General features: G+C 67.3%; 9 protein-coding genes, 1 tRNA gene and 1 rRNA gene (1 of these 11 cut by a window edge). 8 read left to right on the top strand and 3 right to left on the bottom strand.

What is annotated here, in order from left to right; translation table 11 throughout:
• The 4 genes from rrf to JOY29_RS08825 form a co-directional block, all read left to right on the top strand.
• Positions 1–69 (top strand): 5S ribosomal RNA (rrf, locus tag JOY29_RS08840) (it extends 46 nt beyond the left edge of the window).
• A gap of 119 nt (positions 70–188) precedes the next feature.
• A tRNA-Met gene (locus tag JOY29_RS08835) sits at positions 189–265 on the top strand.
• A gap of 119 nt (positions 266–384) precedes the next feature.
• Positions 385–1,155, top strand: coding sequence for an exodeoxyribonuclease III (locus JOY29_RS08830; protein ID WP_300973160.1), 771 nt, complete (start codon positions 385–387; stop codon positions 1,153–1,155).
• Positions 1,152–2,180 carry an ATP-dependent DNA ligase gene (locus JOY29_RS08825; protein WP_300973159.1) on the top strand — a complete coding sequence of 343 codons (1,029 nt, stop codon included), beginning with the start codon at positions 1,152–1,154 and terminating at the stop codon, positions 2,178–2,180. The genes JOY29_RS08830 and JOY29_RS08825 overlap by 4 nt, the downstream gene beginning before the upstream one ends.
• Here the strand turns inward: JOY29_RS08825 and hutU are convergent.
• Both hutU and hutI read right to left on the bottom strand, forming a co-directional pair.
• Positions 2,177–3,850 (bottom strand): urocanate hydratase, encoded by a 1,674-nt coding sequence (gene hutU, locus JOY29_RS08820; RefSeq protein ID WP_300973158.1) that lies wholly within the window; start codon positions 3,848–3,850, stop codon positions 2,177–2,179. The genes JOY29_RS08825 and hutU overlap by 4 nt on opposite strands.
• A complete protein-coding gene (gene hutI, locus JOY29_RS08815; protein ID WP_300973157.1) occupies positions 3,847–5,049 on the bottom strand; it encodes an imidazolonepropionase in 1,203 nt (400 codons plus the stop codon). The genes hutU and hutI overlap by 4 nt, the downstream gene beginning before the upstream one ends.
• A gap of 37 nt (positions 5,050–5,086) precedes the next feature.
• Between hutI and JOY29_RS08810 the strand changes: the two genes are divergently transcribed.
• On the top strand, positions 5,087–5,986 hold the full coding sequence (locus tag JOY29_RS08810; RefSeq protein ID WP_300973156.1) for an arginase family protein: 900 nt from the start codon (positions 5,087–5,089) through the stop codon (positions 5,984–5,986).
• Here JOY29_RS08810 and JOY29_RS08805 read toward each other — a convergent pair.
• Entirely contained in the window at positions 5,983–6,189 is a 207-nt protein-coding gene (locus tag JOY29_RS08805; protein WP_300973155.1) for a hypothetical protein, read from the bottom strand. The genes JOY29_RS08810 and JOY29_RS08805 overlap by 4 nt on opposite strands.
• Before the next feature lie 205 nt (positions 6,190–6,394).
• Here JOY29_RS08805 and JOY29_RS08800 point away from each other — a divergent pair, with 205 nt between their 5' ends.
• From JOY29_RS08800 to JOY29_RS08790, 3 genes are read left to right on the top strand one after another with little or no spacing between them, the layout of a single operon-like run.
• Positions 6,395–8,149, top strand: a complete 1,755-nt coding sequence (locus tag JOY29_RS08800; protein WP_300973154.1) for a histidine kinase famiy protein — start codon at positions 6,395–6,397, stop codon at positions 8,147–8,149.
• 57 nt (positions 8,150–8,206) lie between these two features.
• Positions 8,207–9,715: a histidine ammonia-lyase gene (hutH, locus tag JOY29_RS08795; protein WP_300973153.1), complete on the top strand. Its 1,509-nt coding sequence runs from the start codon at positions 8,207–8,209 to the stop codon at positions 9,713–9,715.
• Between the two features lie 25 nt (positions 9,716–9,740).
• Positions 9,741–10,868: a M14-type cytosolic carboxypeptidase gene (locus JOY29_RS08790; RefSeq protein WP_300973152.1), complete on the top strand. Its 1,128-nt coding sequence runs from the start codon at positions 9,741–9,743 to the stop codon at positions 10,866–10,868.
• The last annotated feature ends 3 nt before the right edge of the window (positions 10,869–10,871 follow it).

Below are 10,871 nucleotides of genomic sequence, written 5' to 3'. Positions count from 1 at the left end.
CGGCCGTGAAACCAGGCAGCGCCGATGGTACTTCAGCCTAAGCTGCGGAAGAGTAGGTCGTCGCCAGGCTTTGCAGCCGGCGGGCACGAGAGAAACCCATTCACATGTTGAAGTACGCCGCCGCTACCCTTTCGAGGGTGCGGCGGCGTTCTTGTCTTCAGACGCGCGTAGGTGCGTCGAACTGGTGACGCGGGGTGGAGCAGCCCGGTAGCTCGTCAGGCTCATAACCTGAAGGTCGTAGGTTCAAATCCTACCCCCGCAACCACCAAGAGGCCGCCCTTCGGGGCGGCCTTTTTGCGTTTCCGCGCGGTCCGTCGGCCCTTCGCCGTGACGATGCCGATTGCGCCATCGGGAGCCTAAGCCGGCAAGGTCCGTTGCCGATGGGTGCGCATCGCGACCTACAACGTGAACGGCGTCAACGGGCGCCTGCCGGTCCTGCTTGACTGGCTGACCACCACGCAGCCGGATGTTGCCTGCCTGCAGGAACTGAAGGCCGGGTCCGAGAAGTTCCCCGAGGCCGCCATCCGCGATGCCGGCTATGGCGCGGTCTGGCATGGCCAGAAGAGCTGGAACGGCGTCGCCATCCTTGCCCGCGGCTGCGACCCGGTGGAGACCCGCCGCGGTTTCCCCGACGATCCTGATCCGACGCAAAGCCGCTATCTCGAGGCGGCGGTGAACGGCGTGCTGGTCGGCTGCCTCTACCTCCCGAACGGCAATCCGCGGCCCGGGCCCAAGTTCGACTACAAGCTGCGCTGGATCGCCGCCTTCGAGGCGCTGGCGAGCGAGCTGCTCGCCATCGACCAGCCGGTGGTGCTGGCGGGCGACTACAACATCATCCCGACCGACGCCGACGTCTACAAGCCCGAACGCTGGCTGGACGATGCGCTGTTCGCGCCGGAGGTCCGCGCCGCTTTCGGGCGCCTTACCGGCGCCGGCTGGACCGATGCGCTTCGGAAGCTTCACCCGGGCGACAAGCTGTTCACCTTCTGGGACTATTTCCGCAACGCCTTTCCGCGCGATGCCGGCCTGCGGATCGACCACCATCTGCTGAACGCGGCCGCCGCCAGCCGTCTTCGCTCGGCGGGCGTCGATCGCTCCGTTCGGGCCCTCCCCAAGACCAGCGACCACGCACCGGTGTGGATCGAGCTCGAATGACCGCCCCCGCGACGATGGAAGCGCTGCTGGTGGAGGCCCTGCCCGACGAACCCGGCTGGCGGTTCGAGCCCAAGTGGGACGGCTTCCGCTGCCTCGCCCACCGGAAGGATGGCGTGGTCCTGCTGTGGTCGCGCTCGGGCAAGCCGCTCGGCCGCTACTTTCCCGAGGTCGTCGCCATGCTCGCCGGCCTGGATGGAAGGGACTTTCTCCTTGACGGCGAACTGATCGTCGAAACGTTGGAGGGATTGAGCTTCGATGCTCTCTCCCAGCGCCTCCACCCTGCCGAGAGTCGCGTTCGCAAGCTCGCTGCCGCGACGCCGGCGCGCCTCATGGCATTCGACCTGCTCGAAGAAGGCGGGGATGACCTCCGCTCCCTGCCTTTCTCCGAGCGCCGCACGCGGCTCGAGCGCTTCCTTCGCCTTCACCCCGCGCCCGGCCTCTCCCTCTCGCCTCAGACAAAGGATCGCGGCCATGCGCTCGGCTGGCTGGAGCGGACCGGCGGCGCGCTCGATGGCGTGGTCGCCAAGCGGGCCGACCAGCCCTATCGCGCGGGTGAGCGGGCGATGCTCAAGGTCAAGCAGCACCGCACGGCAGACTGCGTGGTCGGCGGCTTTCGCTACGATAGGGAAGGGCAGCAGGTCGCCTCGCTCCTGCTCGGCCTTTACGATGCTTCCGGCCTGCTCAACCACGTCGGCTTCTGCTCCTCATTCAAAGCCGCCGAACGCCGCGCCTGGACCGCGGAACTTGAACCTCTGATCGAGCCCCCTGGCTTCACCGGCGACCGCCCCGACACCAGGAGCCGCTGGGCGACCGAGCGCACCGCCGAATGGCAACCGCTTCGCCCGGTCATCGTCGTCGAACTGCTCTACGACCAGGTCACGGGCGGCCGCTTCCGCCACGGCACGCGCCTCCTCCGCCGGCGCCCCGACAAGGATCCGAGGCAGTGCGGCTGCGAGCAGCTCGACCATCCGCTCACGCCCGTCGAGCTTGGCGAACTCCTCCGCTCTTCCTCCCGAACTCCCTAGCTGTCCCGGACCTCGGCAAGGCTCGGCAGGTCCAGTCCCTGCTCGCGCGCGCACGCCTGCGCTTCCTCATAGCCCGCATCGGCATGGCGCATGACACCGGTACCAGGATCGTTCCAGAGGACCCGCTCCAGCCGGCGAGCCGCTTCAGGCGTCCCGTCGGCGACGATCACCATGCCGGCATGCTGCGAATAGCCCATGCCGACGCCGCCGCCATGGTGGAGCGACACCCAGGTCGCGCCCGACGCGGTGTTGAGAAGGGCGTTGAGCAAGGGCCAGTCGCTGACCGCATCGCTGCCGTCCTTCATCGCCTCCGTCTCGCGGTTGGGCGAGGCGACGCTGCCGCTGTCGAGGTGGTCGCGGCCGATGACGATCGGTGCCTTGAGCTCGCCCGACGCCACCATTTCGTTGAACGCGAGGCCGAGCCGGTGGCGCTGCCCAAGACCGACCCAGCAGATGCGCGCAGGCAGGCCCTGGAAGGCGATCCGCTCCCGCGCCATGTCGAGCCATCGGTGGAGGTGCGGATCGTCGGGGATCAGCTCCTTCACTCTGGCATCGGTGCGATAGATGTCCTCGGGATCGCCCGACAGCGCGACCCAGCGGAACGGCCCGATCCCGCGGCAGAAGAGCGGGCGGATGTAGGCGGGCACGAAGCCGGGAAAGTCGAACGCGCCCGCGACGCCCGTGTCGAGCGCTTCCTGGCGGATGTTGTTGCCATAGTCGAAGATCGGAATGCCCATCGCCTTGTAGCTCAGCAGTGCTTCGACATGGCGGGCCATGGAGATACGGGCGGCGGCGGCGGTGCCCTCGGGATCGCGCTCCCGCCGCTCGATCCACTCGGCGACGGTCCAGCCCATCGGCAGATAGCCGTTGACCGGATCGTGGGCGCTGGTCTGGTCGGTAATGGCATCGGGCCGAATCCCCCGCGCGAGCATTTCGGGCACGAGTTCGGCGGCATTGCCGAGCAGTCCGACGCTGGTCGGCTGGCTTGCCGTGCCGATGATCTCCAGCGCCTCGTCGATGGTGGATGCGCGGCGGTCGAGATAGCGGGTCTCGAGCCGCTTTTCGATCCGGCTTTCCTGGCATTCGATGGCGATGCAATGCGCCCCTGCCATCACCGCCGCCAGCGGCTGCGCGCCGCCCATGCCGCCAAGCCCGGCGGTGAGGATCCACTTGCCGGAAAGGTCGCCGCCGAAATGCTGGCGGCCCATCTCGGCAAAGGTCTCGTAGGTGCCCTGAACGATGCCCTGCGTGCCGATGTAGATCCAGCTCCCGGCGGTCATCTGGCCGTACATCATGAGGCCCGCGCGATCGAGCTTGTGGAAATGCTCCCAGGTCGCCCACTTGGGCACCAGGTTCGAGTTCGCCAGCAACACGCGCGGCGCATCGGGGTGGGTGCGGAAGACACCGACCGGCTTGCCCGACTGGACGAGCAGGGTCTCGTCATCCTCCAGCCGCTCCAGCGTGGCGACGATCCGGTCGAACGCCTGCCAGTCCCGCGCCGCCCGCCCGATCCCGCCATAGACGACCAGGCTCTGCGGGTCCTCCGCGACCTCCTCGTCGAGGTTGTTCATCAGCATCCGGACGGCTGCCTCGGTCTGCCAGCTCTTCGCCTTCCGTTCCGGCCCGCGCCGTGCCCGGATGATGCGCTGATTGTCGCGGCGGTCGGTCACTGATCCTGTCCCCTGAAGATGCGGCGTTCCGGCATGAGGCCGAGCCAGTAGCCGAGCTCCTGCGGCTCGGCGATGCGCCAGACCGCGAGGTCGGCGGCTTTGCCGGGCTGAAGCGTTCCAACCTCCCCGGCAAGCCCGAGCGCATGGGCCGCGTTCACGGTCATGCCCGCGATCGCCTCCTCGGGCGTCAGGCCGAACAGGGTGCACGCCATGTTCATCGCCAGCTGCGGCACCAGGCAAGGCGAGGTGCCGGGGTTGCAGTCGGAAGCAACGGCGATGCGGACCTTGTGCCTGCGCAGCAGGTCGACCGGCGGGCGCTTCGTCTCGCGCAGGGTGTAGAAGGCGCCCGGCAGGAGGACGGCGACCGTCCCGGCAGCGGCCATCGCCGCCGCGCCTGCTTCGTCGAGATGCTCGAGGTGATCGGCGGAGAGCGCCTGATGGCGGGCGGCAAGCGCGGCGCCGTTGCTGTTCGACAATTGCTCGGCGTGGAGGCGAACGGGCAATCCGTGGGCGGCGGCGGCCTCGAACAGCCGTTCGGTCTCCGCGTGCGTGAAGGCGATCCCCTCGCAGAAGGCGTCGACGCTGGTGGCGAGGCCGAGCCGGGCGACGGTCGGCAGCAGGTCTTCGATCATCCGCTCGACGAAGGCCGCGCGGTCGGCGCCCTGCGGCAGCGCGTGGAGCGCGAGCAGGGTCGGAACGATCCGCACCGGCTCGGACCGTGCCAGGGTGCGGACGATGTTGAGCAGGCGAAGCTCGGACGCCGGGTCGAGGCCATAACCCGACTTGATCTCGACCGTAGTCACCCCGCCCCGAATCAGCGCATGTAGGCGTGCTCGGCTCTGGTCGAGCAGCTCCGTGACGCTGGCCGCGGCGGTGGCGCGCACGGTCGAGGCAATGCCCCCTCCGGCCGCCGCTATCTCTTCATAAGTCGCGCCCGCACGGCGCATTGCATGCTCGGCAGCGCGGGTGCCTCCGAAGACGAGATGGGTGTGGCAATCGATCAGGCCGGGCGTGACGAAGGCGCCGCCGAGCGGCACGACCTCCGCGGCACGGGTGCCCGCCAGCTCGGTGCGGCGCCCGACCCGGACGATCCGGCCTTCGTGGATGCCGATCGCGGCATTGCGGACGACGCCCAGCGGATCGCCCGGCGTCGGCACCATGGTCAGAACGTGGCAGTCGGTCAGCAGACGGTCCCACATGGGACAAGGCCTTAGGCGGCTGCTAGAGGACAAGGCAATGACCAGCGCCTGGCCCAATCTCAGCGACCTTCTCCAGCCCGCCGGTGCGACGGCATCCGTCGCGCTCGTCGGAGCGCCGCTCGGCGCCGGCTCGGTAACGCCAGGCCGTTGCGACCTGGCGCCTGGAGAGCTTCGCAAGGTCCTCCGCCGCGTTGGCCGATATGACACCGACAGCGGTCGCGAACTGTCCGCCGTGATCTCCGACGAGGGCGACGTGGCGATCGCGGGCCTGGACATTGCGGCAGCGACGGGCCTGATCAAGGCGGCCGTCCGCGCCGCGGTCGCGCACCATGACCTCTCCCTGCTCGTCGGCGGCAACAATGCGGTGACCCGGCCCGGGCTGCTCGGCATGGCCGAGGCGCTCGGCCTCGGGCTCGACGAGGTCGGCCTCATCACCCTCGACGCCCATTTCGACCTGCGCGGGCTCGAGCAGGGCCTGAGCAACGGCAATCCGGTGCGGGCGCTGCGTGAGGACGGGCTTCCTGGCCGCAACATCGCGCAGATCGGGCTCGCGCCCTTCGCCAACAGTCGCGCCATGCACGAGGATGCGATACGCGGCGGCCATCTGGTGATCACCGCCCGTGACGTCCAGGAGCAGGGGATTGGCAAGTCGGTTGATTTCGCCATGGACCGGATGGAGGGCCTCAAGGCGATCCTGCTCGACTGCGACATCGACGTGATCGATCGGAGTCAATTTCCGGCTGCGCCAGGTGCGCGGCCGGGCGGCATGCCGGCGAACGACTTCTTCAGCGCGGTCCGGCGCATTTCGGCCGATCCGCGCGTGCGGGTCATCGATCTTGCCGAATGGGACCCGCCGCTCGACGCGACGGACCTCAGCGCGCTCACCGCCGGGCGCTGGCTGGCCGAAGTGCTCGCCGGCTTCGAGCGCCGCTCCTAGTCGAACAGCCAGAACATCTTCCCGAACTTGCCATCTTCTGGGCGGCGCACGAACGTCATCTGCGCGATCGGGATCGAGAAACAGGCGGCGGCGATCGGCGCGCCCGAAACGACATGCATCCACACCAGCCCCGGATCCCACAGTAGGCAGGAGCCGTGGGAAGACAATTCCCCGGCAAAGAAGGCGTTGAGCGAGTTGCGCATGGAGCGTCCCGAGCGGCGGAAGACCGTCCGGCTCTGCTCGTGGACCAAGGTCCCGGGGCCTGCTTTTCAGATCTTGCGGTAGCGTCGGGGCGCAAGGAGTGCGCGCCGCCGAGTACGGCTGCGAAAGCGTGAAGTGGTCTTTTCACTGCGGGCCGATTTCGCTAGCGGGCGAAACCAGGTGGGGCCAGTGATAGGAAGTTTCGCGTTGCACGACGAACCCATCGGTCCCCATCACGACGCCACCGACATCGAGGGAGGGGGGCAGAGCCGCGGGGTTCCGGCCCGCGGGGCGGTCGATCTGGCCGAGCCCGACACGATGGGTGAGTCGACCGGAATGAAGCATTGGCGCGAAAGCGTCATCTCCCATCCCGGTCTCGACGAGCGCGGCAACGTCTTCTTCGCGGCGATCGAAATGACTCGGATGCCGATGATCCTCACCGATCCCAATCAGCCCGACAATCCGATCGTCTTTGCCAACAAGGCCTTTCTCGACCTCACGGGTTACGAGGATAGCGAGGTCGTCGGCCGTAACTGCCGGTTCCTGCAAGGCCCGCAAACGGATCGGGAAACCGTTGCCCAAGTCCGCGAGGCCGTCGCCCAGGGCCACTCGATCGCGGCCGAGATCCTCAACTACAAGCGCGACGGTTCGCCGTTCTGGAATGCGCTCTTCATCGGTCCAGTCTTCGATCAGTCCGGCAAGCTCGCCTATCAGTTCGCGAGCCAGCTGGACGTCACGCGTCGCCGCAACAGCGAGCAGGCCTTCCGCCAGGCGCAGAAGATGGAATCGATCGGCCAGCTGACCGCCGGTCTCGCCCACGACTTCAATAATCTGCTCCAGGTGGTGAACGGCAACTTGGAACTGCTCTCTTCCTCGGTCGACGGAGAGAAATCGAAGAGGTACATCGATAACGCTCGCTCCGCCGCCGACCGCGGCGCCAAACTAACTCGCCAACTCCTTGCTTTTGCTCGCAAAACTCGCCTCACCCCCAAGCCGATCGATCTCAGCCAATTGGTCAGCAACTTCGTCGACGTGATCGAAAGCTCGCTCGGCAAGCAAATCGAGCTGCAGCTCAATCTGCGCCGCCGGCTGCCGCGGGTGATGGTCGATCCGGAGCAGCTCGAAATGGCGCTGCTAAACATTCTTATGAACGCCCGCGACGCCACGTTGGGGAGTGGGGTGGTGACCGTTACTACCCGTGCCATCACCCTCAATGGCGATGCGCCCTCGCGTCATCTCAGTGAAGGCACTTACGTCGCGCTCGAAGTATCGGACGAAGGCGCTGGCATGAGCAGCGACGTCATCGACCGAGCAATCGAACCCTTCTTCACCACCAAAGGGCAAGGCAAGGGAACTGGCCTTGGCCTCGCTATGGCGTCAGGCTTCGTCCAGCAGTCGCGCGGACGCCTCGAGATCGAATCAGAGGAAGGCAAGGGCGCCCTCATCCGGATGCTCTTCCCGATCACCCGCGACGTTGCGGAAGAGCCGCTCCGACTGACCGCCGAAAGCGCCACGTCGGAGCGCCGCTCCCTTCACAGCGAGCATCTGCTGGTCGTCGAAGATAGCGCCGAGGTGCTCGAACTGGCAGTCGAACTGCTCGGTGCCGCCGGCTACCGCGTCACAACGGCGGAGAGCGGCGAAATTGCGCTTCGCCTGTTCGAGCAGTCGCCGCCGGGCACCTTCGATCTGTTGTTCACCGACCTCGTTATGCCGGGCGGGATCAATGGGCTTGCGCTCGCTGACGAGATACTCAAGCGCGATCCCGCTGTCGGCGTGCTGCTGACCACCGGCTACAATGAGGAGCTGGTCATCAGCGGTCCGGAGCGGCCCCACCGGGACGTGCTCGGCAAGCCATACCGGCGCTCCGAGCTGCTGGACCGCGTACGCCAGGCGCTCGACAATCGGGTCAATGCCGGCGACGTGCGGCGCACTCCTTCCGATTACGGTGCCGCCGAGGCGTAAGGAGAAGCTCAGCCGCCCCCTCCCACAAGGGAGCGTTCCGCACTAAGGCGCGGAGCCATGCTGATCCTCGATCCCCAAGCCGTCACGCTCGCCACCCTTCGCGAGCTGTGGACCGGCGCGCCTGCCTGCCTCTCCGACGCCGCGCTGGCCAGGGTGGACGCCGCCGCCGCCGGCGTGTCGCGCATCGTTGCCGGCGGGGAGACTGTCTACGGAATCAACACCGGCTTCGGCCTCCTCGCGCAGGAGCGGATCCCGGCCGGCCGCCTGGTCGAGCTTCAGCGAAACCTGATCCTCTCGCACAGTTGCGGCCTCGGTGAAGCGACGCCGCGGCACGTCACGCGCCTGATGATCGTCTTAAAGCTGCTCGGCCTGGGCCGCGGACATTCGGGCGTCCGGCGCTCGGTGATCGACGCGCTGCAGGCCTTGCTCGACCATGACGCCATGCCGGTCATCCCCTCGCAGGGATCGGTCGGAGCGAGCGGCGACCTCGCGCCCCTCGCCCACATGACGGCGGCGCTGATGGGTCACGGCTGGATTGACCTCGTCGCCGAGCGACTGCCGGCGGCCGTGGCGCTGGAGCGGCTGGGCCGCGCTCCGCTCGAACTTGGACCAAAGGAGGGTCTCGCTCTCATCAACGGAACCCAATTCAGCACCGCTGTGGCCCTCGACGCCTTGTTCGCCGCCGAGCGGGTGTTCGGCACCGCGCTCCACGCCGGCGCGCTTGCCGTCGATGCGCTGAAGGGCAGCGTGAAACCATTCGATTCACGCATTTCGGCGCTGCGCGGCCAGCCCGGCCAGATCAGGGTCGCGGCAGAGCTGTCGTCCTTGCTGGAGGGAAGCGACATCGTCTCCTCGCACCATCGCTGCGGGCGGGTGCAGGACCCGTACAGCTTTCGCTGTCAGCCGCAGGTGATGGGTGCCGCTCTCGATTTGCTTCACAATGCTGCCCGCACCCTGGTCATTGAAGCGGCGGCCGTGACCGACAATCCAATCCTGTTTTCGGGCGAAGACGGCGACCAGGCCATTTCCGGCGGCAATTTCCACGCTCAGCCGGTGGCCTTCGCCGCCGACACTATCGCCATGGCCTTGTGCGAAGTTGCGAGCCTGTCGGAGCGCCGCATCTCGGTCCTGGTCGATCCCAAGATGAGCGGCCTGCCCGCCTTCCTGACCGATGACGGCGGGGTCAACAGCGGCCTGATGATTCCGCAGGTCACCGCGGCCGCGCTGGTCGCCGAGAACCGCAGCCTTGCCTTTCCGGCCTCGGTCGACTCCATTCCGACCTCGGCCGGGCAGGAGGATCATGTTTCGATGGCCCCGATCTGCGCGCGCAAAGCCGCCGCCATTGCCCGCAACACGGCCGGGGTCGTTGCAGTGGAGCTGATCACCGCGGCGCAAGGCGTCGACTATCACGCCCCGCTCACCACCTCGCCGGCGTTGCGGAAGCTCCACGCCGACGTCCGCGCGATCAGCCCGCATCTGGAGGCGGACCGCTATTGGGCGGACGAGATGGCAACCCTCCAGGCCGCCATCCTTGCCGGCGCCTTTACCGGCGGCTTCCTTCTTTGACCCTGACCCCCTAGAGGGCGCCTCCATGACCATCATCGTTACCAGCGCGTTCGACAGCGGCAACATCCGCCTCCTCAAGGCCGATGGCCCAGTCCTCGACCTCGAGATCAGGCAGGATGCCCATTCCGACTTCTATCAGTGGTTCCACTTCCGCCTGTCGGGCGTCAGGGGCCAGGCGCTGACGCTGCGCATCACCAATTGCGCAGGCGCCGCCTATCCGATGGGCTGGCCCGGCTACCAGGCGCGCGTCTCGACCGATCGCGAGACCTGGTTCCTGGCCGACACGACCTATGAAGACGGCACCCTCACCATTCAGGTCGAGACGGACACCGATCTTCTCTGGCTCGCCTACTTCGCCCCTTATTCGATGGAGCGTCACCACGATTTCGTCGCAACGCTGGCCGAGCTTTCCGACGTCCGTCACCGCACCCTCGGCACCAGCCTCGACGGCCAGCCGATCGACTGCCTGACCATCGGCGAAGGCCCGCTCACCGTCTGGCTCTATGCCCGTCAGCATCCGGGCGAGAGCATGGCCGAATGGTGGATGGAAGGCGCGCTGGAGCGGCTGGTCGATCCGGACGACGCCGTCGCGCGCGCGCTCCGCCAGCGCTGCACCTTCCATTGCGTGCCGAACATGAACCCGGACGGCTCCGTTCGCGGTCATCTGCGCACCAACGCTGCCGGCGTGAACCTCAATCGGGAATGGCACGCTCCGTCGGACGAGCGCAGCCCCGAGGTCCTGTGCGTCCGCAACGCCATGGACGAGGCACCGCCGGTGTTCGCCATGGACATCCACGGCGATGAGGCGATCGCCGCCAACTTCCTTGCCGGTTTCGAGGGCATTCCGAGCCTCACCGAACGGCAGGAAGAGCTCTACCATCTGTTCGCGCGGACGCTGGAGCGCATCTGCCCCGACTTCCAGACGGAGGAAGGCTACGAACTCTCGCGCCCTGGCGAGGCCAATTTGTCGATGAGCACCACTCAGCTCGCTGAGCGTTATGGCTGCGTGTCGATGACTCTCGAGATGCCCTTCAAGGACCATGCGCCCCTGGCCGATCCGCTTCACGGCTGGTCGCCCGACCGATCGAAGGCCCTTGCCCGCTCCTGTCTCGACGCACTCCACCAGATCCTTCCCGAGCTGGAGCAGCGCTAGAAC

It is taken from the genome of Sphingomonas sp. LHG3406-1, from assembly GCF_029637485.1.
Classification (GTDB): domain Bacteria; phylum Pseudomonadota; class Alphaproteobacteria; order Sphingomonadales; family Sphingomonadaceae; genus Sphingomicrobium.
This window is presented reverse-complemented; position numbering and strand designations above follow the sequence as displayed.

What these genes read in the sequence shown, in the direction of transcription:
- hutI (WP_300973157.1), bottom strand. Translation starts at nt 5,049, where the DNA reads ATGTGGGACCGTCTGCTGACCGACTGCCACGTTCTGACCATGGTGCCG.
- JOY29_RS08805 (WP_300973155.1), bottom strand. Translation starts at nt 6,189, where the DNA reads ATGCGCAACTCGCTCAACGCCTTCTTTGCCGGGGAATTGTCTTCCCAC.
- JOY29_RS08790 (WP_300973152.1), top strand. Translation starts at nt 9,741, where the DNA reads ATGACCATCATCGTTACCAGCGCGTTCGACAGCGGCAACATCCGCCTC.
- JOY29_RS08810 (WP_300973156.1), top strand. Translation starts at nt 5,087, where the DNA reads ATGACCAGCGCCTGGCCCAATCTCAGCGACCTTCTCCAGCCCGCCGGT.
- hutH (WP_300973153.1), top strand. Translation starts at nt 8,207, where the DNA reads ATGCTGATCCTCGATCCCCAAGCCGTCACGCTCGCCACCCTTCGCGAG.
- JOY29_RS08825 (WP_300973159.1), top strand. Translation starts at nt 1,152, where the DNA reads ATGACCGCCCCCGCGACGATGGAAGCGCTGCTGGTGGAGGCCCTGCCC.